The sequence below is a fragment of the Pseudomonas sp. St290 genome (assembly GCF_018325805.1).
Lineage (GTDB): Bacteria > Pseudomonadota > Gammaproteobacteria > Pseudomonadales > Pseudomonadaceae > Aquipseudomonas > Aquipseudomonas bijieensis.
The window spans coordinates 456,594-478,096 of the sequence record NZ_AP014703.1; the positions used below are offsets into that span (position 1 = coordinate 456,594).

Annotated in this window: 21 protein-coding genes; 9 read left to right on the top strand and 12 right to left on the bottom strand. The window is 60.8% G+C overall.

The window, feature by feature from the left end; all coding sequences use genetic code 11:
• Positions 1 to 27 precede the first annotated feature (27 nt).
• From hisA to PBDP_RS01960, 3 genes are all read left to right on the top strand, one after another.
• Complete coding sequence (hisA, locus tag PBDP_RS01950) at positions 28 to 765, top strand: 1-(5-phosphoribosyl)-5-[(5-phosphoribosylamino)methylideneamino]imidazole-4-carboxamide isomerase (RefSeq protein ID WP_038605771.1); 738 nt, start codon at positions 28 to 30, stop codon at positions 763 to 765.
• Positions 766 to 774: 9 nt separating this feature from the next.
• On the top strand, positions 775 to 1,545 hold the full coding sequence (gene hisF, locus PBDP_RS01955; RefSeq protein ID WP_212801750.1) for an imidazole glycerol phosphate synthase subunit HisF: 771 nt from the start codon (positions 775 to 777) through the stop codon (positions 1,543 to 1,545).
• Positions 1,546 to 1,608: 63 nt separating this feature from the next.
• A complete protein-coding gene (locus tag PBDP_RS01960) occupies positions 1,609 to 2,355 on the top strand; it encodes a substrate-binding periplasmic protein (RefSeq protein WP_109751981.1) in 747 nt (248 codons plus the stop codon).
• 147 nt (positions 2,356 to 2,502) lie between these two features.
• On the opposite strand, the gene PBDP_RS01965 is transcribed toward PBDP_RS01960, so the two are convergent.
• The 4 genes from PBDP_RS01965 to gpmI form a co-directional block, all read right to left on the bottom strand.
• Positions 2,503 to 3,282, bottom strand: a complete 780-nt coding sequence (locus PBDP_RS01965) for a divergent polysaccharide deacetylase family protein (RefSeq protein WP_116833962.1) — start codon at positions 3,280 to 3,282, stop codon at positions 2,503 to 2,505.
• 1 nt (position 3,283) lies between these two features.
• Positions 3,284 to 4,600, bottom strand: a complete 1,317-nt coding sequence (locus PBDP_RS01970) for a S41 family peptidase (protein ID WP_109751983.1) — start codon at positions 4,598 to 4,600, stop codon at positions 3,284 to 3,286.
• 32 nt (positions 4,601 to 4,632) lie between these two features.
• Complete coding sequence (locus PBDP_RS01975; protein ID WP_109751984.1) at positions 4,633 to 5,925, bottom strand: murein hydrolase activator EnvC family protein; 1,293 nt, start codon at positions 5,923 to 5,925, stop codon at positions 4,633 to 4,635.
• Between the two features lie 218 nt (positions 5,926 to 6,143).
• Complete coding sequence (gene gpmI, locus PBDP_RS01980; protein ID WP_212801751.1) at positions 6,144 to 7,673, bottom strand: 2,3-bisphosphoglycerate-independent phosphoglycerate mutase; 1,530 nt, start codon at positions 7,671 to 7,673, stop codon at positions 6,144 to 6,146.
• 152 nt (positions 7,674 to 7,825) lie between these two features.
• Here gpmI and PBDP_RS01985 point away from each other — a divergent pair, with 152 nt between their 5' ends.
• From PBDP_RS01985 to secB, 3 genes are read left to right on the top strand one after another with little or no spacing between them, the layout of a single operon-like run.
• The gene (locus PBDP_RS01985) at positions 7,826 to 8,239 is read left to right on the top strand and encodes a rhodanese-like domain-containing protein (RefSeq protein ID WP_109751986.1); all 414 of its coding nucleotides are present in this window, start codon (positions 7,826 to 7,828) and stop codon (positions 8,237 to 8,239) included.
• 1 nt (position 8,240) lies between these two features.
• Positions 8,241 to 8,495 (top strand): glutaredoxin 3, encoded by a 255-nt coding sequence (grxC, locus tag PBDP_RS01990; RefSeq protein ID WP_109751987.1) that lies wholly within the window; start codon positions 8,241 to 8,243, stop codon positions 8,493 to 8,495.
• 39 nt (positions 8,496 to 8,534) lie between these two features.
• A complete protein-coding gene (gene secB, locus PBDP_RS01995; protein WP_109751988.1) occupies positions 8,535 to 9,017 on the top strand; it encodes a protein-export chaperone SecB in 483 nt (160 codons plus the stop codon).
• Positions 9,018 to 9,202: 185 nt separating this feature from the next.
• On the opposite strand, the gene trmL is transcribed toward secB, so the two are convergent.
• Positions 9,203 to 9,658 carry a tRNA (uridine(34)/cytosine(34)/5-carboxymethylaminomethyluridine(34)-2'-O)-methyltransferase TrmL gene (trmL, locus tag PBDP_RS02000; protein WP_058546236.1) on the bottom strand — a complete coding sequence of 152 codons (456 nt, stop codon included), beginning with the start codon at positions 9,656 to 9,658 and terminating at the stop codon, positions 9,203 to 9,205.
• Between trmL and PBDP_RS02005 the strand changes: the two genes are divergently transcribed.
• A complete protein-coding gene (locus tag PBDP_RS02005) occupies positions 9,657 to 10,097 on the top strand; it encodes a hypothetical protein (protein ID WP_163855699.1) in 441 nt (146 codons plus the stop codon). The two genes, trmL and PBDP_RS02005, sit on opposite strands and share 2 nt — an antisense overlap.
• Before the next feature lie 527 nt (positions 10,098 to 10,624).
• Here the strand turns inward: PBDP_RS02005 and ntrC are convergent.
• The 6 genes from ntrC to glnA form a co-directional block, all read right to left on the bottom strand.
• Complete coding sequence (gene ntrC / locus PBDP_RS02010; RefSeq protein WP_109751990.1) at positions 10,625 to 12,061, bottom strand: nitrogen regulation protein NR(I); 1,437 nt, start codon at positions 12,059 to 12,061, stop codon at positions 10,625 to 10,627.
• Entirely contained in the window at positions 12,058 to 13,143 is a 1,086-nt protein-coding gene (glnL, locus tag PBDP_RS02015) for a nitrogen regulation protein NR(II) (protein ID WP_053117539.1), read from the bottom strand. Before glnL ends, ntrC begins: the two co-directional genes overlap by 4 nt.
• A 253-nt stretch (positions 13,144 to 13,396) precedes the next feature.
• Entirely contained in the window at positions 13,397 to 14,020 is a 624-nt protein-coding gene (locus PBDP_RS02020; RefSeq protein ID WP_116833964.1) for a DUF4124 domain-containing protein, read from the bottom strand.
• The gene (locus PBDP_RS02025) at positions 14,017 to 14,532 is read right to left on the bottom strand and encodes a DUF4124 domain-containing protein (RefSeq protein WP_109752355.1); all 516 of its coding nucleotides are present in this window, start codon (positions 14,530 to 14,532) and stop codon (positions 14,017 to 14,019) included. The genes PBDP_RS02020 and PBDP_RS02025 overlap by 4 nt, the downstream gene beginning before the upstream one ends.
• Positions 14,533 to 14,848: 316 nt before the next feature.
• Positions 14,849 to 15,412: a chorismate mutase gene (locus tag PBDP_RS02030; RefSeq protein WP_109751992.1), complete on the bottom strand. Its 564-nt coding sequence runs from the start codon at positions 15,410 to 15,412 to the stop codon at positions 14,849 to 14,851.
• Between the two features lie 122 nt (positions 15,413 to 15,534).
• Complete coding sequence (glnA, locus tag PBDP_RS02035; RefSeq protein ID WP_003196860.1) at positions 15,535 to 16,941, bottom strand: type I glutamate--ammonia ligase; 1,407 nt, start codon at positions 16,939 to 16,941, stop codon at positions 15,535 to 15,537.
• 328 nt (positions 16,942 to 17,269) lie between these two features.
• Between glnA and thiI the strand changes: the two genes are divergently transcribed.
• Entirely contained in the window at positions 17,270 to 18,724 is a 1,455-nt protein-coding gene (thiI, locus tag PBDP_RS02040) for a tRNA uracil 4-sulfurtransferase ThiI (protein WP_163855697.1), read from the top strand.
• Between the two features lie 138 nt (positions 18,725 to 18,862).
• A complete protein-coding gene (gene typA / locus PBDP_RS02045) occupies positions 18,863 to 20,683 on the top strand; it encodes a translational GTPase TypA (protein ID WP_053117555.1) in 1,821 nt (606 codons plus the stop codon).
• A 231-nt stretch (positions 20,684 to 20,914) separates the two neighbouring features.
• Here the strand turns inward: typA and PBDP_RS02050 are convergent, their stop codons facing one another.
• A complete protein-coding gene (locus PBDP_RS02050) occupies positions 20,915 to 21,352 on the bottom strand; it encodes a YkgJ family cysteine cluster protein (RefSeq protein WP_003196865.1) in 438 nt (145 codons plus the stop codon).
• Positions 21,353 to 21,503 lie beyond the last annotated feature (151 nt).

A 21,503-nucleotide genomic window follows, 5' to 3' on the forward strand; every position in this document is an offset into this window, starting at 1 on the left:
GAATATTCGTATTTGAAGGTTTGCCAGATGCTGATTATCCCCGCTATCGATCTCAAGGACGGCGCATGCGTACGTCTGCGTCAGGGCCGCATGGAAGACTCCACGGTGTTCTCCGATGACCCGGTGAGCATGGCCGCCAAGTGGGTGGAGGGCGGCTGCCGTCGCCTGCATCTGGTTGACCTGAACGGCGCTTTCGAAGGGCAGCCGGTGAACGGTGAAGTGGTCACGGCCATCGCCAAGCGCTACCCGAACCTGCCGATCCAGATCGGCGGCGGCATTCGTTCGCTGGAAACCATCGAACACTACGTCAAGGCTGGCGTGAGCTACGTGATCATCGGCACCAAGGCCGTCAAGGAGCCTGAGTTTGTCGCCGAAGCCTGCCGCGCCTTCCCGGGCAAGGTGATCGTTGGCCTGGACGCAAAAGACGGCTTCGTCGCCACCGACGGTTGGGCTGAAGTCAGCAGCGTGCAGGTGATCGACCTGGCCAAGCGTTTCGAGGCTGACGGCGTGTCTGCCATTGTCTACACCGACATCGCCAAAGACGGCATGATGCAGGGCTGCAACGTCCCGTTCACTGCCGCCCTGGCCGCCGCCACGAAGATCCCGGTGATCGCCTCCGGCGGTATCCATAACCTGGGCGACATCAAGGCGCTGCTCGACGCCAAGGCGCCGGGCATCATCGGCGCGATCACCGGTCGCGCGATCTACGAAGGCACCCTGGACGTCGCCGAGGCCCAGGCCTTCTGCGATTCCTACAAAGGCTGAGGACTCACCATGGCGCTGGCCAAACGCATCATCCCTTGCCTGGACGTGGACAACGGTCGGGTGGTCAAGGGCGTGAAGTTCGAGAACATCCGTGACGCCGGCGACCCGGTGGAAATCGCCCGTCGCTACGACGAACAGGGTGCGGACGAGATTACCTTCCTCGACATCACGGCCAGCGTCGATGGCCGCGATACCACCTTGCACACTGTCGAGCGCATGGCCAGCCAGGTGTTCATCCCGCTGACCGTGGGCGGTGGCGTGCGCACCGTGCAGGACATCCGCAACCTGCTCAACGCCGGTGCGGACAAGGTGTCCATCAACACCGCGGCGGTGTTCAACCCGGAATTCGTTGGCGAAGCGGCCCAGCACTTCGGTTCGCAATGCATCGTCGTGGCCATCGATGCCAAGAAGGTCTCCGGCCCGGACGAAACCCCGCGCTGGGAAATCTTCACCCACGGCGGTCGTAAACCCACGGGCCTCGACGCCGTTGAATGGGCGAAGAAGATGGAAGGCCTGGGTGCTGGTGAAATCCTGCTGACCAGCATGGACCAGGACGGCATGAAAAACGGCTTCGACCTCGGAGTCACCCGCGCCATCAGCGATGCCCTGGGCATCCCGGTCATCGCCTCCGGCGGCGTCGGCAACCTGCAACACCTGGCTGACGGCATCCTCGAAGGCCACGCCAGTGCAGTACTGGCGGCGAGCATCTTCCACTTCGGCGAATACACCGTGCCGGAAGCCAAGGCCTATATGGCGCATCGCGGTATCTGCATTCGCTGATCGCTGGACACCATGGCGGGCCCAAGGCACTCTTGGGCACACCATGGATTGCGGTAGCCCGACATGCTCAAACGTCTCGTTCTTGCCTTTGCCGGCGTCACGTTGCTACTTGCAGGTACCGCCCGCGCCGCCGATACGTCATTGGTATTGCTGACGGAAAACTTCCCGCCGTACAACATGGCCAAGAACGGCAAAAACTTCGCCCAGGACGAGAACATCAACGGCATTGCCGTGGACATCGTCCGCGAAATATTCAAGCGCGCCGACATCTCCTATAGCCTGACGCTACGTTTCCCTTGGGAGCGAATCTACAAACTCGCCTTGGAAAACCCTGGCTATGGCGTGTTTGTCATGGCGCGATTGCCGGAGCGCGAAAAGCTTTTCAAATGGGTCGGCCCCATCGGCCCGGATGATTGGATCATGCTCGCCAAGGCTGACAGCAAGATCGCCCTCGACTCGCTGGAACAGGCGCGCCAATACAGGATTGGCGCCTACAAGGGCGACGCGATTGCCGAGACATTGGCCAAGCAGGGCCTGAAGCCGATTGTGGTATTGCGCGATCAGGACAACGCCAGAAAACTGCTGAGCGGCCAGATCGACCTGTGGGCCACCGGAGATCCTGCCGGGCGTTACCTGGCGCGCCAGGAAGGGGTGAACGACCTCAAGACCGTACTGCGATTCAACAGTGCCGAGCTGTACCTGGCGTTGAATAAAAACGTGCCTGACGACGTGGTTGCCCGGCTGCAAGCGGCCCTGGACCAGCTGCGTAAGGAAGGTGCGGTGGATGCGATCCTGGCGCGGTATCTCTGAGCGCTGTACCCGACCGTACCACCGCATCGCGGGCAGGTTCGCTCCCACAGGCTTGGCGGTGGAACTGACTTCTGTAGGCGCCCGGAAATCTGTGGGAGCGAGCCTGCTCGCGATGGCGGTGTCGCGGTTTGAGATGGCGCTCAGCCGCTACCGATAAACCCCATCTTTCCCATGCCCGACCATCGCGCGATTACTGCGCAGGCTGATCATCGACTTGATGTCGATCCATTCGATGCCCTCGGCCTTGAGCCGAGGTAGTTCGCGTTCGAGCACTGCGAGGGTCTGCGGGTAGGGATGCCCAATCATTACTGCCGAACCCTGCCGACGGGCGAGTTCAATGGCCACCTGAAGCTGGTGGGCAATGGCGGCTTCGGTACGCTCGTCATCCAGGAACACATCCCGCGAGACACTGGCGAGGCCAATCTTCTGCGCCTCGGCGGCGGCGACAGTCTGGGCGCTGGTGCGGCTGTCGACGAAAAACTTGTGGCGCTGTTGCAAATTCGCCATCAACCACGCCATGGCCTGGGGTTGGGCAGTCATGCGGCTGCCCATGTGGTTGTTGATCCCGCTGGTGTAGGGCACGGCGGCGAATGCGGCGTCCAGGCGTTTGCCGAGTTCTTCGATGGGCAGTTCCGGATGCCAGGCGAACGGCCCTGTGGCCGGATCCATGGGCATGTGCAGCATGACCAGTTTGCCGGCCCGATGGGCCTCGCGGGCGAATTCGGCTGCGTGGGGCGTGTCCGGCATGATCGCGGCGGTGACGGGGCCGGGGAGGGCCAGTACCCGGCGATCCCGAGGCAGGTTTTGCCCCAGGTCGTCGATGATCAGGCTCAGGTACGCCTTGTGCGGCGAGGAGGATGTGGCGGGAGCCGCATTAACGGCTCCTGCCAGCAGGCACAGCAGGACGAAGGTGAAACGCAGGCCCATCTCAGCGGCCGGACGTGATGTTCAATCCTTTGAGCAGGCTCAGGGCCTGGGCCAACTGATAGTCGTCATCCTGAGGCATTGGCTTGGCCTTGGCGCCGGAGCCGGTCGGCTTGTCGGCGCCACCGTTGCCATTGCCCAGGTGACCTTGCAGGTCGGCTTCCTTGAAGTATTCGCTGTCCTGCTCGTTGGTGATCTTGGCCTTGCGCACCTCGATGTCCGGGACGATGCCCTGGGCCTGGATGGAGCGGCCGTTGGGCGTGAAGTACAGCGCGGTGGTGATCTTCAGGGCGCGGTCGTTGTTCAGTGGCAACACGGTCTGCACCGAGCCCTTGCCGAAACTGGTGGTGCCCATGACCACGCCACGCTTCTGGTCCTGCAGGGCGCCGGCGACGATTTCCGAGGCCGAGGCGCTGCCGCCGTTGATCAGCACTACCAGTGGCACGGCTTCGCTCAAGTCGTTGCCGGTGGCCGAGAAGCGCAGCTCGGAATTGGCGATACGGCCCTTGGTGTAGACGATCAGGCCCTTGGTGATGAAGTGATCGACCACTTCCACCGCCGATTGCAGTACGCCGCCGGGGTTGTTGCGCAGGTCCAGGACCAGGCCGTTGAGTTTCTTGCCGTTGTCCTTGCGCATCTTGGCCAGGGCCTTGGCGACTTCTTCGCCGGTCTTGACCTGGAACTGGGTGATGCGGATGTAACCGTAGCCCGACTCCAGCAACTGGCTCTTCACGCTCTTGACCTGGATGACCGCGCGGGTCAGGGTCACGTCGAACGGCGTGCCGCCATCGCGCACCAGGGTCAGGGTGATCTTCTGGCCGATCTTGCCGCGCATCTTGTCCACGGCTTCGGTCATGCTCTGGCCGCGGGTCGGCTGGCCATTGATCTTGACGATGAAGTCTCCGGCCTGGATGCCGGCCTTGGATGCAGGGGTGTCGTCGATCGGCGAGACCACCTTGACGAAGCCGTCTTCGCTGCCGACCTCGATACCCAGGCCACCAAACTCGCCGCTGGTGCTTTCCTGCAGCTCGGCAAAGTCTTCTGGCCCCAGGTAGGCCGAATGCGGGTCAAGGTTGCTGAGCATGCCTTTGATGGCGTTCTCCAGCAGTACCTTGTCATCCACCGGTTCCACATAGGCGGCCTTGATCCGGTCCATGACCTCGGCAAAGGTGCGCAGTTCGTCCAGCGGCAGTGGGGCCTTGGTGGTCGCGGCCGTGCTGGCTGGCGCCAACGGGGCCGGGTCGGCGGCAAAAGCCAGGGGCGCACCGATCACGAGGGCGATCGCCAGGGCCAGCGAGGTAAGGCGGGACAAATGCAGCATGTCGAACGAACTCCTTAATAGGATGGGCGCGCTTATCCTTGCGCACGACACCATTGGGCCGGGTCACTGGGGCGACCCTGCTGACGAATAGCGAAATACAGTGCTGGCGTATCCTGCCCGCCACTGTTACCGACCGTGGAGATGGACTCACCGGCCTTGACCACATCCCCCGCCGACTTGAGTAGCGTCTGGTTGTGGCCGTACAGGCTCAAATAACCGTTGCCGTGATCCAGGATCACCAGCAGGCCGGCACCGCGCAGCCAGTCGGCGAATACCACGCGCCCGCCATGAACAGCATGCACCTGGCTGCCCGCCGAAGCGCTGATCATCACGCCATCCCACTTGGTGCGAGTATCGTCGCCACGGGTTTCACCGAAGCGTGCAAGCAATCGACCATTGACCGGCCATGGAAGTTTGCCTCGGGCTGAAGCAAAAGCGCCGCCGAAGGTTTCGCCATCACTGGAAACCAGCGCGCCAGGACTGGATTTGACCGGTTTGCGCGGAGCGTCGCCGGAGTCCGCTTCGGCCTGGGCCTCACGCAAACGCTTTTTTTCGGCTTCCTGCTGGGCGATCAGCGCTTTCTGGCGCGCCTCTTCCGCCTCTCGGGCCTGGCGGGCCAGGGTTTCCTCGATGGTTTTCAATACGTTGGCCAGTTCGGCCTGGTCCTGCTCGCGGGCTTTGAGCTTGCTGTCGCGAGCCTTCACGTCGTCATTGAGCTTGGCCAGGGCCACCTGGCGCTCCTTGCGAACTTTCTCGAGTTCTTCGCGCTGGGTGTCGAGGCTGCTCTTTTGCACCAGCAATTGGGCCTGCTGCAGCTCGATGTCTTTTTCGACATTGGCCAGCTGGCGCAGGGTTTCGTTGAAGCTCTTGAGCTGTTCCAGGCGGGCCTGGCTCAGGTAATCGTAATAAGTGAGGGTGCGAGCGAATTTCTCGGGGTTCTGCTGGTTGAGCAGCAGCTTGAGATATTCCTGGCGACCGTTCTGGTAGGCCGCCCGGGCCTGGATGGCGATCAGCTTTTGCTGTTCAGTGCGCGCGCTCTGGAGTTTTTTTTTCTCTCCATCGAGCCGCTGCAGCTCGGATTCGCTTTTCTTCAGCTCTTTTTGCAGGGCGTCGACCTGCTTCTCCAGCTTGCCCATCTCGGTCTCGGTGCCGCGCAGGTCTTTCTGCACGCTGGATTTCTCTTCCTGCAACTTGCCCAACAGCTTTTTCAGCTCGGCAATGTCCTGGCGCGTGGCTTCCAACTGCTGTTGGGTTTGCGCGCGCTCGTCGGCAAAGGCCGGTTGGAGCAGGCAGGTCAGAACGAGGGCTATCAGGACGCGAAGCATAGAGGCGGGCGACACCAGGGAAAGGGACGGCCTAGTATGCCCGCCCCACGCTGCAAAAAAAACGCCCATTTGGGACTGTGTGATAACTGGCCCAAAAAACACCAAAAACCAATGTGGGAGCGGGCTTGCTCGCGAATGCGGTAGACCAGACACATAAATGTCGACTGGCAGACCGCATTCGCGAGCAAGCCCGCTCCCACAGGGGGATTTGTGTTGAATCAGACCAGGATCGACGTCCCGGTCATCTCCGCCGGCTTCTCCATGCCCAACAACATCAGCATGGTCGGTGCCACGTCAGCCAGTACGCCGCCATCGCGAACCTTGAAGTCGCGCTTGCCGACATAGATGAACGGCACCGGCTCGGTGGTGTGGGCGGTGTGGGCCTGGCCGGTGGATTCGTCGGACATCTGCTCGACGTTGCCGTGGTCAGCCGTGATCAACGCTTCGCCGCCGACCTTTTCCAGGGCCTCGACGATACGGCCAACGCAGGTGTCCAGGCATTCCACAGCCTTGACCGCAGCGTCGAATACGCCGCTGTGGCCGACCATGTCGCCGTTGGCGTAGTTGACCACGATCACGTCGTAACGCTGGTTTTCAATGGCGTCGACGATGCGGTCGGTCACTTCCGGCGCGCTCATCTCCGGCTGCAGGTCGTAGGTCGCGACTTTCGGCGAAGGGATCAGGATGCGTTCTTCGCCCGGGAAGGGTTCTTCACGGCCGCCGGAGAAAAAGAACGTCACGTGGGCGTACTTTTCGGTCTCGGCGATGCGCAGCTGGGTCTTGCCGTTCTTCGCCAGGTAGTCGCCCAGCACGTTTTCCAGGCTGCCAGCGGCGAAGGCCGACGGCGCGGGGATGCTGGCAGCGTATTGAGTCAGCATGACGAAACCGGCCAGTTTCGGCTGTCGAGCGCGCTCGAACTCCTTGAAGTCGTCTTCGACAAACACGCGGGTCAGCTCGCGGGCGCGGTCGGCACGGAAGTTCATGAACACCACGGCGTCGCCGTCTTCAACCTTCACCGGCTCGCCGATGGTGGTGGCTTTGACGAATTCGTCGCTTTCGCCGCGCTCGTAGGCCGCTTGCAGGCCTTCCTGGGCGGTGGCGGCGTTGAATTCGGCACTGCCGTCGACGATCAGGTTATAGGCCTGGGCCACGCGGTCCCAACGGTTGTCACGGTCCATGGCGTAGTAGCGGCCGATGAGGCTGGCGATGCGCCCCTTGCCGAGGGCCTGGAACGTCGTATCCAGCAGCTCGATGGACGAGGCGGCGCTTTTCGGCGGGGTGTCACGGCCATCGAGAAAGGCGTGCAGGTAGATTTTCTCGGCACCGCGCTTGAAGGCCAGTTCGGCCATGGCGATCAGGTGGTCCTGGTGGCTGTGCACGCCACCGTCGGACAGCAGGCCCATGAAGTGCACGGCCTTGCCGGCGGCCACGGCTTTGTCCACGGCGGCGCAGATGGTCGGGTTTTCGAAGAACTCGCCGTCGCGGATCGATTTGGTCACGCGGGTGAAGTCCTGGTACACCACGCGGCCTGCGCCGAGGTTCATGTGGCCGACTTCGGAGTTGCCCATCTGCCCGTCGGGCAGGCCGACGTCCATGCCGCTGCCGGAGATCAGGCCGTTGGGCACGGTAGCCCACAGGCGGTCCAGCACAGGCTTCCTGGCCGAATACACGGCGTTGGATTCGTGGCTGTCACTGTGACCGAAGCCGTCGAGAATCATCAGGACCAAAGGTTTAGGCGTGGTAGTCATGGAATCCACTCGTGGCTGGTTAAAAGAAGACGATGGAAAAGGGACGGGCAGTTTAAAGGTAAGTTCCGACGGCGTCACCGCCGGGCGGGGTTTGGCCGGCCTTGCGTGCTGTGTATACTGGCCGACATTTTAACGCCCTGGAACCTCCTTCGATGGTTGCTCACCTGATTCAATTTGCCACTAACCACTACATTCTCGTCGGTATCTTCGTCGTGCTGCTGGCGCTGCTGGTTGCCCACACGATGCAGGGCGGCGGTCGCAGCCTGAGCACCGGCGAGCTGACCGCGCTGGTCAACAAGGATGCCGGCGTGGTGGTGGACATCCGTCCGAGCAAGGATTACGCCGCAGGCCACATTGTCGGGGCGGTGAACATTCCCCAGGACAAACTGATCGCCCGTATCGGCGAACTGGAAAAACACAAGGCCAAGACGCTGATCCTGGTGGATGCCCAAGGCCAGCACGCCGGTACCCATGCTCGCGAGCTGATGAAGTCCGGTTTCACCGCCGCCAAGCTGTCCGGTGGTGTGGCGAGCTGGAAAGCCGACAATCTGCCGCTGGTGAAGTGAGATGACCCACGTCGTTGTCTATTCCAGCGATTACTGCCCCTATTGCTCCCGAGCCAAGTTCCTGCTCCAGAACAAAGGCGTGGCTTTCGAAGAGATCAAGGTCGACGGCAAGCCGCAACTGCGCGCCGAAATGACCCAGAAAGCCGGGCGCACCTCCGTGCCGCAGATCTGGATCGGCAGCACCCACGTGGGCGGTTGTGATGACCTGTATGCCCTGGAGCGCGCCGGCAAGCTCGATGCGATGCTCAAGGCCTGATTTTCCATTAATAGAACCTGAAAGTAAGAAGGATCTGCGATGACTGACCAACAGAACACAGCTGCCAGCGAAGAAGAAGCCGCACCGCAATTCTCCTTGCAGCGCATTTATGTCCGTGACCTGTCCTTCGAAGCCCCGAAAAGCCCGGCGATTTTTCGCCAGCAGTGGGAACCGAGCGTAGGCCTGGACCTGAACACCCGCCAGAAAGCCCTGGAAGAAGACTTCCACGAAGTGGTGCTGACCCTGTCGGTGACCGTGAAGAACGGCGACGAAGTGGCGTTCATCGCCGAAGTGCAGCAGGCCGGGATCTTCCTGATCAAGAACCTGGATGCCGCTTCGATGAGCCACACCCTGGGCGCGTTCTGTCCGAACATCCTGTTCCCGTACGCTCGCGAAACCCTGGACAGCCTGGTGACCCGTGGTTCGTTCCCGGCCCTGATGCTGGCTCCGGTGAACTTCGACGCCCTGTACGCCCAAGAGCTGCAACGCATGCAGCAAGAAGGCGGCGCGACCGTTCAGTAAGCGGCAGGGCGGGCTAGCGTCCGTCAGCCGAGCATAAAACCTGTGGGAGCGAGCCCTGTGGGAGCTGAGCTTGCTCGCGATGAACGATGACGCGGTTTTGCAGTTGAACCGTGTCGACCTCATCGCGAGCAAGCTCAGCTCCCACAGGCTCGCTCCCACAGGTGTTTCTGGCTGACAGCAAGGGCTCAGGCGAAACCGTTCTGTCGCCAAGCCTCATAAACCGCCACCGCCACGGTGTTGGACAGGTTCAGGCTGCGGCAGCCTTCGCGCATCGGCAGGCGCAAGCGTTGGTCGGCGGGCAGGGCGTCCAGCACCTCGGCTGGCAAGCCACGGCTTTCCGGGCCGAACAGGAACGCATCACCGGCGACGAAGCTGGCGTCATGGAATGGCCGCGAACCCTTGGTGGTAAAGGCGAACAGGCGTGGATGCCCGAGGCTTTCCAGACAACTGGCAAGGTCGGCGTGACGCTGCAAAGTGGCATACTCGTGGTAGTCGAGGCCGGCTCGGCGCAGGCGCTTGTCGTCCATCTCGAAGCCCAGCGGTTCGATCAAATGCAGGTGGCAGCCGCTGTTGGCGCACAGCCTGATGACGTTGCCGGTATTCGGCGGAATTTCCGGTTGAAAAAGGATGACGTGAAACATGCACGGCTCCGCAGACAAAGATGAGCGGCATTCTACGCCGCAAACCGATGAACGTTCGAAGCTAATGCCTCGGGTGATGGGCTCGTTGGCGATTTTCGGCATGATGGTCGGACTGATGATCGGACGCCTGACCACGCCCGAACCGAGCGTATTGCAGCAGGTCGAGATGGCTGATGGTGGGGTGGTGGTCTGGTTCAACAACGAACCCAAGCTACACGGGGAAGTCATCGACGGCTCAGTAGCGCTGTTGTTCGAAGCAGAAGGTCGACCGCAGAGCGGTCAGTTGAAGCTCAATGGCAAGGACGTGAACTGGCGAGTGCGATTGAGTGACAAGGGATTGTTGCTGACACTGGTGGCGGCGCGTCCATTGCGGGGAGAGTGGACCGGCAGCGAGGTGGATGACCGCTGGCGGTTGGAGGTCCGTCTCCAGGAGCAATAAAAGAGGGAATCCCCGGCCTGCCTGTACCAAGGTCCCCAAAACGGGAGGGCTGGCGCTCGGCGCATAGCCCTGGGTGTAAAGAAGGGAAACCTTGACCTGCCTGTATCAAGGCCCCCAAAACAGTGGGCTCGATGAGCCCGGTATAAAAGTGGGGAATCCCCGGCCTGCCTGTACCAAGGTCCCCGAAACTGGGTAGTGATTGAGTTATTGCAGGGGGCGTGCCAGTTTTTAATGGCTTGTCACAAAAAAACTGCTGATGGTGCTCAAAGCCCCGTATTACGGGGCTTTGGCTTTTATTTGAGCTGGTTTTTCCGAGGCGGATCGAGTGGCTCCTGCTCATAAGGCATGCGCAATTGCGGTTCATGGTGCATTGGTGCGGTGCATGGCACCCTTAAAAAGCATCGCGAGCAGGCTCGCTCCCACAGGGTTTGGTGGTGCTCACAAATATCGCGAACACCGAAAATCCATTGTGGGAGCGAGCCTGCTCGCGATTGGGCCTTCAAATTCAGCGAAGGGTTACAGGCCGATCAGCCCTCATCCCCGTCATCATCATCCCCACCATCGACCTTCATCCCCAATTCCTTGATCTTGCGGGTCAAGGTATTGCGGCCCCAGCCCAGCAGCACGGCGGCATCGCGACGGCGACCGGCGGTGTGCTTGAGGGCGGTTTCGATCATGATCCGCTCGAAACTCGGCACGGCGCTGTCCAGCAGGCTCGACTGGCCGCGGGACAGGGCCTGGTCGGCCCACTGGCGCAAGGCTTGTTCCCAGTTGGTCACTGGGGCCGAGTCCTGTGGCAGGCTCAACAGCTCCGGCGGCAGGTCGCTGATGTGCACTTCGCGACCCGAAGCCATCACCGTGATCCAGCGGCAGGTATTCTCTAGCTGGCGCACGTTACCGGGCCACGGCAGGTTCTTGAGGTATTCCTCGGTTTCGCCCTTGAGCAGCTTGGGCTCCACCGCCAGCTCCTGGGCCGCGCGGCTGAGGAAGTGCCGGGCCAGGGTCGGGATGTCTTCGCGACGATCCGCCAGGCGCGGGATATGAATGCGGATCACGTTCAGGCGGTGGAACAAGTCTTCGCGGAACTTGCCGGCGTGAACCAGGGTTTCCAGGTTCTGGTGGGTCGCGGCGATGATGCGCACATCGACCTTGACCGGCGTATGCCCGCCCACCCGATAGAACTCGCCGTCCGCCAGTACACGCAGCAAGCGCGTCTGGGTGTCGGCCGGCATGTCGCCGATCTCATCGAGGAACAATGTGCCGCCGTCGGCTTGCTCGAAGCGCCCGCGCCGCAGGTTGGCCGCGCCAGTGAACGCACCTTTTTCGTGGCCGAACAGCTCGGACTCCATCAGGTCCTTGGGAATCGCCGCCATGTTCAACGCGATGAACGGCGACGCCGCCCGTGGGCTGTGGCGGTGCAGGGCGTGAGCCACCAGTTCTTTACCGGTGCCGGATTCGCCGTTGATCAGCACGGTGATGTTGGAATGGCTCAAGCGCCCGATCGCGCGAAACACTTCCTGCATCGCCGGCGCTTCGCCGATGATTTCCGGGGTGCGGGCCAGGGCCGGCACCTCTTCCATGCCTTGTTGTTCCTGGGCGTGTTGATTGGCGCGCTTGACCAGCGACACCGCTTCATCGACGTCGAATGGCTTGGGCAAGTACTCGAAGGCCCCGCCCTGGTAGGACGCCACGGCGCTGTCCAGGTCGGAATGGGCGGTCATGATGATCACCGGTAGCCGCGGATGCTGCTCGCGAATCCGCGCCAACAGATCCAGGCCGCTGGCGCCAGGCATGCGGATGTCGGAGATGATGACGTCCGGTTGCTGACGCGCCAGGCGACTCATCACCCCATCGGCGCTGTCGAAGCTCTGGGTGGTCATGCCTTCCTGTTGCAAGGCTTTTTCCAGGACCCAACGGATAGAACGGTCGTCATCGACGATCCACACGGTTTCACTACGGCTCATGTCGATGTGGCTCCTTGTTCCAGTGGCAGGAAGATCGAGAAGGTGGTGTGGCCGGGGTGGCTTTCACACTCGATCAAGCCCTGATGCTGACTGATGATGTTCTGGGTGATGGCCAGGCCCAGCCCGGTACCGTCCGGGCGGCCGCTGACCATGGGGAAGAAAATGGTTTCCTGCAGCTCGGCAGGGATGCCCGGGCCGTTGTCGATGATCTCGATCTTGGTCACCAGGCGATGGCGCACGTGGCCGATGGTGAACTGGCGCATGGCCCTGGTGCGCAGGCTGATACGGCCCAGGCGCAGTTCGTTCTGGCTGCTGATGGCTTGCATCGCGTTGCGCACGATATTCAGTACGGCCTGGATCATCTGCTCGCGGTCGATCAGGACATCGGGAATGCTCGGGTCATAGTCGCGCACCAAGGTGATGCAACCCTGGCTTTCCGCTTCTACCAGGCTGCTGACCCGCTCCAGTACTTCATGGACGTTGCACATCGCCAACGATGGCAGCTTGTTCGAGCCGAGCATGCGGTCCACCAGGTTTCGCAGGCGGTCGGCTTCCTCGATGATGACGTTGGTGTAGTCCTTGAGGCTTTCTTCCGGCAGTTCACGGGCGAGCAACTGCGCCGCGCCACGAATCCCGCCGAGGGGGTTCTTGATCTCATGGGCCAGGCCACGCACCAGCATCTTGCTGGTTTCCTGCTTGGATAGCTGGGCCTCTTCCTTGGTGATGCGCAGCAGGCGATCACGGGGGTGGACTTCCAGCAGCAGCAAGGTGGCGCCGTTGTTCAGGATCGGCGTGACCGCATAATCCACTGTAAGGGTCTGGCCGGTCAGTGCGGTGAGCATCGCCTCGCGCTTGGTGAACGGATGGGCCTGTTCCACTGCCTGGCGCAGGGAGTTGAGCGCCTCGGCGGATTCGGTGAATAACTCGCTGATGAACTGCCCGTGGCTGCGCTGGCCGCTGACGGCCAGGAGCATCTCCGCCGCCGGGTTCATGTACTCGAGGCGCAATTCGGCGTCGAGCAGAATGGTTGCGGTGGTGAGGTTGTCGAGCAGCAAGCGGTGTAGTGCGTCGCTAATGGTCATCAGGACCTCTTTTGGAGCGTAGCAACTCGGGGCCGGTCCCAAATTGCGCGCGCGATTAATGCGCTGTTACAAGGAAAATGCAAAAACCAAACCAAGGCTCCGAAAAGAAGCGTTTAGAGCCTCAAAAGGGTGTTTTTCGCCCGGTTGCGTGGCGTTCTGCCAGCTTTTTCGGGTACTTTCGAACCAAAATGGGTTTGGAATCTGGGTAGCGTGCAATGTATTGCACCAAGATAGTGCGCCAACCTGAGCAGCGTTAAAAGAACGGCAGGATGCTGCTTTTTTCTTCTTCGGGCTTTTCGGCCAGGGGGCACTCGGGACGTTGACCGTAATCGGTCGTGGCGCAGGGTTTGATGCGACGCTTCTGCGCCAGGGACATGCGTTGCATATGGAAGGGCTGATTGGCGGTGCGTTCGACGATACGGTCTTGCTCATCGAGGATCTCTACCGCCAGATGATGGGTGCCTCGGTCGATGTTACTCAAGGCAAACACCGGGCTCGGCCCTGGTGCGCCCGTGGGCTGGCCGTCGAGCAGCAGGCGGTAGCGGTGGCCTTTTTGCAGGCCGGGTTCGCTGGTGACGCTGACGATCAGTTCGCCTGCGGTGCTACGTATCGTCGCGTCCGGCTCGGGTATCAGCAGGCGGAGCATTTCGTAATGGAACAGCGGTTCGGGCCGCGCTTCGGCCGTAGGCGCCGCGGACGTTCCTGAAGGCGGCGCCGGCATCCGATTGCTGGGTGGCAGTTGGACTTTCTTCGCATTGCCGGGGCGCGGTTGATCGGTGAACACGCGATTGCCCTGGGCATCGATGTAGGTGTAGACCTGGGCCGCGCCTGACTGAGCGATCAGCAACAGGCCCAGCGCCAGCAACCGGCGGATCATGGCCGGTGCACCCGCTGCACGGTGAAGGTGACGGTTTCGCTTTGTTGCACGAGGGTTTCCCCATCAATCACCTGGACCGCCAGGCTGTGCTCGCCCCGGTCGATATTCACCAATTGCAGGCGTGGCACGTTGGTCGGCTGGCCGTAGGGGTGCCCGTCCAGTAGCAGCCGGAACAGATGCGGGCTGCGCAGTCGCGGTTGAGCCTGTACGCCAACAGTGAAGGTGCCGTTGTTGGCGCGCAGGGCCTCGTCGGTGGGAATGTCCGTCAGTTCCAGTATCTCGTAGGCATTGCGTGGCTCGTCGCTGTTCGCGGAGGCTGGTGGTGCGCCCGGGCTGGCCGGGGATTGGCGTTCGATGCTGTTGAGCGGCGGTAATTCCACCGTCTGAGCCGGTACGCCTTGGGGCGGCTGGTTGCTGTAGGCGGTGTTGCCCTCGGCATCGGTGTACTTGTAGATCTGCGCGGCGGCTGGCAGAGCCAGCAACAACAGGATGATTGAAAAACCACGACCCATGAAAATCGACCGAAAACGAAAAGTGATGGGTGCAGCATAGGCCAGGCGACGCGGATGGCCCAAGTTGTTGTATCGCACCCCTTGTGGGAGCGGGCTTGCTCGCGAAAGCGGTGTGTCAGTCGCTGAGATGTTGGATGTGGCGGCCCCTTCGCGAGCAAGCCCGCTCCCACATTGGGTCTGTGGTGTTCACAGCCTTTATGGCCGACGCTGGATCCCTGTGGGAGCGAGCCTGCTCGCGATGGCGGCGTGTCAGGCGCTGAGTTGGATGTGCAGGCCTCATCGCGAGCAGGCTCGCTCCCACAGGGGAAGGGGGGGCTCAGGATTTTGGGGAGAGGCACAGTTCTCCGGTTGCCCGGATCAGGGCCAGCCGGTGTATCGGGTGCTGCTTGTTGTGGTGGGTAGCTCGGGCCAGCCATTGCGGGCACTGCGGGTCGGTGCGGTAGGGGGCGAAGTCGGCCAGTTGTTGCAGCAGCCGCTTTTGCAGTCGGTCGAGTTGCGGGCGGATCTGTCCCACCAGGTCCGGGCGCGGAAGGTCCGGGGCCTTGCCTTCCAGGGCCCAGTCGGACAAATCGATGTACTGCACCATTTTGTTGGCTTCTATCTGGGCTGCGAAAAACGCTTCCACGGTTTCGCCACTCAGCTTGTAGGCCGGCGCCTGGGCGACGGCAGCGGCAATCACTTCCCGCTCGCGCTGACGGTCTTCTACCGGTTTATGGCTGTCCCATTTGCTCAACGCCACATCATCGGCGAGGGCCAGGCGTTCGCCAATGGCGTTAAGCAGCGGGGTAAGGGCGTCAGGAGCGGGAGTGGAGGCGGCTTCGGCGGTGCCGGCCAACAGCGCGGCAGACAGGGCAAGGCAGAGCTTGAAGCGCAAAGTCATGGGCAGTCTCGTCTTCTATGGAGGGGGCGGGGAGGCATCATGCACGCAACCTGCGCCCATAAAAAAGGCCTCCCGAAGGAGGCCTCTCTTTATTCACGCCGTGCGTGGCGGCGCTTACTGGATCAGCAGCTGTAGTACAGCTCATATTCCAGTGGGTGTACGAAGGTGCGAACCTTGATTTCTTCTTCGCTTTTCAGTGCGATGTAAGCGTCGATGAAGTCATCGCTGAATACGCCGCCCTTGGTCAGGAACGCACGGCCCTTGTCCAGCTCTTCCAGGGCTTCTTTCAGGCTACCGCAAACCTGTGGGATTTCCTTGGCCTCTTCAGGCGGCAGGTCATACAGGTTTTTGTCAGCGGCATCGCCAGGGTGGATCTTGTTCTGGATACCGTCCAGGCCGGCCATCATCAGTGCAGCGAAGGCCAGGTATGGGTTGGCAGCCGGATCCGGGAAGCGAGCTTCGATACGGCGGGCTTTCGGGCTGTTCACGTAAGGAATACGGATCGAGGCGGAACGGTTGCGAGCCGAGTAGGCCAGCATGACCGGGGCTTCGAAGCCTGGTACCAGACGCTTGTAGGAGTTGGTCGACGGGTTGGTGAAGCCGTTCAGGGCCTTACCGTGCTTGATGATACCGCCGATGAAGTACAGGGCGGTGTCCGACAGGCCGGCATAGCCTTCGCCTGCGAAGGTGTTCTTGCCGTCCTTGGAGATCGACATGTGAACGTGCATGCCCGAACCGTTGTCGCCGTACAGAGGCTTCGGCATGAAGGTCGCGGTGCGGCCATAGGCATCGGCAACGTTGTGCACGCAGTACTTCAGGGTCTGGACTTCGTCAGCCTTCTTGACCAGCGTGTTGAACTTCACGCCGATTTCGTTCTGGCCGGCAGTCGCCACTTCGTGGTGGTGAACTTCGACGGTCTGGCCCATCTCTTCCAGTGCGTTGCACATGGAGGTACGGATCTCGTGGTCGTGGTCGAACGGTGGAACCGGGAAGTAGCCGCCCTTGATACCTGGACGGTGGCCTTTGTTACCGCCTTCCACGTCCTGGTCGGACATCCACGAACCTTGTTCGGAGAAGATCTTGAACATGGAGCCGGAGATGTCGGACTTGAACTTGACCGAGTCGAAGATGAAGAACTCAGGCTCAGGACCGAAGAAAGCGGTGTCGCCGATACCGGTGGACTTCAGGTATTCCTCGGCGCGGTGGGCGATGGCGCGTGGGTCGCGGTCATAGCCTTGCATGGTCGAAGGTTCGATGATGTCGCAGACCAGGATCAGGGTCGGCTCTTCGGTGAACGGGTCCAGGACGGCGGTTTCGTCGTCCGGCATCAGGATCATGTCGGAGGCTTCGATACCTTTCCAGCCGGAGATGGAGGAGCCGTCGAACATTTTCCCGATTTCAAAGAATTCGTCGTCCAGCGCATCACGGGCCGGCATGGTCACGTGATGTTGAGTACCTTTGGTGTCAGTGAAGCGCAGATCAATCCACTTGACGTCATGATCTTTGATGAGTTGAACCGACTTCGACATATGTCCTCCGGGTGGCTTCGGGCGGGTAGTGGAGTGCCCTTAGATATGGGTGATGCCGGCGCGAATACTCTGCCAAGGCAACCTGCCTCACAAGGGAGCAAATTGCATGCCAGTGCCCCAGCATGGGTTTTTTGCACCAAATCCACGCTTTTGAGGGCCTTAATCGCGGATTGTCAGACAATAACGCACTGCAATGTGGCGTCGTCAATCGATAATGACCTGTTTTGGTGCATGCAAAACGATCTGCACATTAACTGGTTAAACCTTGAGCAATTTCCGCTATAATCCGCGCCCCCCTTTTTCGGCTGGCCGTTCGCGCGCTGTTTTCATGAAACTAATCGTAAAAGTCTTCCCCGAGATCACCATCAAGAGCCGCCCGGTACGGATGCGTTTCATCCGCCAGTTGGCCAAGAACATCCGCGCCGTGCTCCGAGACCTGGACCCGGCCGTGGTGGTGAACGGCGTGTGGGACAACCTCGAGCTGGAAACCCGTGTCAGCGAACCCAAGGTCCTGAAGGAAATGACCGAGCGCCTGAGCTGCATGCCGGGCATCGCGCATTTCCTGCAAGTCGATGAGTACCCGCTGGGGGATTTCGACGACATCCTTGCCAAGTGCATGCTTCATTATGGTGATGCCCTGGCCGGCAAGATCTTTTCGGTGCGTTGCAAGCGTGCCGGCAAGCACCCATTCAGTTCGATGGATGTGGAAAAGTACGTCGGCAGCCAGTTGCGCCGACAGTGCGGTGCGGCCGGTATTTCGTTGAAAGACCCACAGATCGAAGTGCGCATTGAAATTCGCGACCAGCGGCTGTTCGTGATCCACAGCCAGCACAACAGCATCGGCGGTTATCCGCTGGGCTCGCTGGAGCAGACCCTGGTGCTGATGTCCGGCGGTTTCGATTCCACGGTGGCCGCCTACCAGATCATGCGTCGCGGCCTGATGAGCCATTTCTGCTTCTTCAACCTCGGCGGGCGCGCCCATGAACTGGGCGTGATGGAAGTGGCGCACTTCATCTGGAAGAAGTACGGCAGCTCCCAGCGCGTGTTATTTGTGAGTGTGCCGTTCGAGGAAGTCCTGGGCGAGATTCTCGGCAAAGTCGATAACAGTCATATGGGCGTCATTTTGAAGCGTATGATGTTGCGCGCCGCTTCACGAATTGCCGACCGCCTGCAAATCGACGCGCTGGTGACCGGCGAGGCGATCTCCCAGGTGTCGAGCCAGACGTTGCCGAACCTGTCGGTGATCGACTGCGTGACCGAGAAGCTGGTCCTGCGGCCGCTGATTGCCAGCCACAAGCAGGACATCATCGACCAGGCCAATGCCATTGGCACCGCCGAGTTTGCCCGACACATGCCGGAGTACTGCGGCGTCATCTCGGTCAACCCGAAGACGGCGGCCAAGCGCGGGCGGGTCGAGCACGAAGAGAAAGAATTCGACATGGCGATACTCGAGCGGGCGCTCGAAAACGCCAGGCTGGTACCGATCGATCGCGTCATCGACGAATTGGGCCAGGACATACAGATTGAAGAAGTCGGCGAAGCGCTGGCCGGTCAGATCATCATCGACATCCGTCATCCGGATGACGCTGAAGACGACCCGCTGAGTGTCGCCGGCATCGAGGTAAAAACGATGCCGTTCTATGCAGTGAACGCGCGTTTCAAGGAACTGGACCCTACTCGCCAGTACCTGTTGTATTGCGACAAAGGCGTGATGAGTCGCCTGCATGCCCACCATTTGCTCAGTGAGGGGCATGCCAATGTGCGCGTTTATCGACCGAGCTAAGTGCCCGGGGCTGTTTGCCTGTGGCCTGCGTCACCGGCCCCCCGACGCCGCCGACAGGCTGTAACGGCTTTGTCGGACTCAACGTAAATCGCTGCCACGACCTGTCAGCACACCGAATCCTCTGATCGAGATACACAAGTGATCGAAAATCTACGCAACATCGCCATCATTGCTCACGTTGACCATGGTAAGACCACCCTGGTAGACAAACTCTTGCGTCAATCCGGCACCCTGGAGCGCAACGAGCTCAACGACGAGCGCGTGATGGACTCCAACGACCAGGAAAAAGAGCGCGGTATTACCATCCTGGCGAAAAACACCGCCATCAACTGGAATGGCTACCACATCAACATCGTGGACACCCCGGGCCACGCCGACTTCGGTGGTGAAGTAGAGCGCGTGATGTCGATGGTCGACTCCGTGCTGCTGCTGGTCGACGCCCAGGACGGCCCTATGCCGCAAACCCGTTTCGTGACCAAGAAGGCTTTCGAAGCCGGCCTGCGTCCGATCGTGTGCATCAACAAGGTTGACCGCCCAGGCGCGCGTCCGGACTGGGTCCTGGACCAGATCTTCGACCTGTTCGACAACCTGGGTGCCACCGAAGAACAGCTGGACTTCAAAGTCGTCTACGCCTCGGCCCTGAACGGTATTGCCGGTCTGGACCATACCGAAATGGCTGAAGACATGACCCCGCTGTACCAGTCGATCGTCGACAACGTACCCGCACCGAAAGTCGACCGTGACGGTCCGTTCCAGATGCAAATCTCGGCACTGGACTACAACAGCTTCCTGGGTGTTATCGGTGTTGGCCGTATCGCTCGTGGTCGCGTCAAGCCGAACACCCCGGTCGTGGCTATCGGTGCCGACGGCAAGCGCCGCAATGGTCGTATCCTGAAGCTGATGGGTCACCACGGTCTGCACCGTGTAGACGTTGAAGAAGCTGCTGCCGGCGACATCGTCTGCATCAGCGGCATGGACTCGCTGTTCATCTCCGACACCCTGTGCCACCCGGACACCGTTGAAGCGATGAAGCCGTTGACCGTCGACGAGCCGACCGTTTCCATGACCTTCCAGGTCAACGACTCGCCATTCTGCGGTAAAGAAGGCAAGTTCGTGACGTCCCGTAACATCAAGGAACGCCTGGACAAAGAACTGCTCTACAACGTTGCACTGCGCGTTGAAGAAGGCGACTCGGCCGATAAGTTCAAGGTCTCCGGCCGTGGCGAACTGCACCTCTCGGTTCTGATCGAAACCATGCGTCGCGAAGGCTTCGAAATGGCTGTAGGCCGTCCGGAAGTGATCATCCGTCTGGTTGACGGCGTGAAGCACGAACCGTTCGAAAACGTCACCATCGACCTGCCGGAAGAATCCCAGGGCAAGGTGATGGAAGAGATGGGCCTGCGTAAGGGCGACCTGACCAACATGGTGCCGGATGGCAAAGGCCGTGTACGTCTGGAATACAACATCCCTGCTCGCGGTCTGATCGGTTTCCGTAACCAATTCCTGACCCTGACCAACGGTGCTGGCATCCTGACCTCGATCTTCGACCGTTACGACGTGATGAAGTCTGGCGACATGTCTGGCCGTCAGAACGGCGTTCTGGTTTCGGTTGAAACCGGCAAGGCGCTGACCTACTCCCTGGAAACCCTCCAGGCGCGTGGCAAGCTGTTCGTCGAGCACGGCCAGGAAATCTACGGCGGCCAGATCGTTGGTCTGAACAGCCGTGACAACGACCTGGGCGTTAACCCTACCAAGGGCAAGAAGCTCGACAACATGCGTGCTTCGGGCAAAGACGAAACCATCGCCCTGGTTCCACCTGTTCGCTTCACCCTGGAGCAGGCCCTGGAATTCATCCAGGACGATGAATTGTGTGAAGTGACGCCGAAGTCGATCCGCCTGCGTAAGAAGATCCTGGATGAAAGCGAGCGTACCCGCGCTGCCAAGAAAGCCAAGAACTGATTTAGCCCAGGCTGAATGAAAAACGCCCCCGGTCGCGAGATCGGGGGCTTTTTTTTGCCTGGTTTTTATGCTGGAAGTTATGTGGCGTCTGTAAGGGCCTCATCGCGAGCAGGCTCGCTCCCACAGTTGATCTGCAGCGACCACCGCTTTTTTGTGTCCGATACAAATCCAGTGTGGGAGCGAGCCTGCTCGCGATGACAGTGGTCCAGGCACCGCTGAACCTTCTATGGATCAGAACTTGTCCAGCGTCCGCGGATTACGCTCGCGCTCCACTTCCTTGGGCTTGTAGGCACAATAGCCCGGCCGTGGCCCGACCCGCGGATGGTTGCGGCAAGTGTCCGGGCGCTTTTCATAAATGGTGCACAAGCGGCTCTTGCGGTCCAGATAAAGGCAATCGTTGTTGCTCATGCGCTGGAGCGTGAAGATTTCCGACTTCTGGTTGTAGCGCTCGACGATCCCTTCCTTTTGCAGGCGCTTGGCGATGTTTTTCGGCGGGTCGCCCAGTTCGAACTCATCGACGATGCCGATGCGGATCAGGTCCTTGATCTTGACCTCCACCGGCAGCGTGCAGCAGCTCGACACGCAGGAACCGCACATCGGGGCGGAGTACTTGGCCCAGGTATCGAGTCGGTCGATCTCCGCGGCGGCGATCAGGTTGGGCTTCATCATCACGGTTTACCAGCATGCATCAGGGCGCGCGATCATACCGGGACTGGTGAAATTTTGAACGACCATCCGCCAGTTTTTTTTCATCCCGGCCAAACCGCTCCCGGACCGGCACGGCCCCTGCATTCATTCGCTCATCCGGCAATTCCCTGGC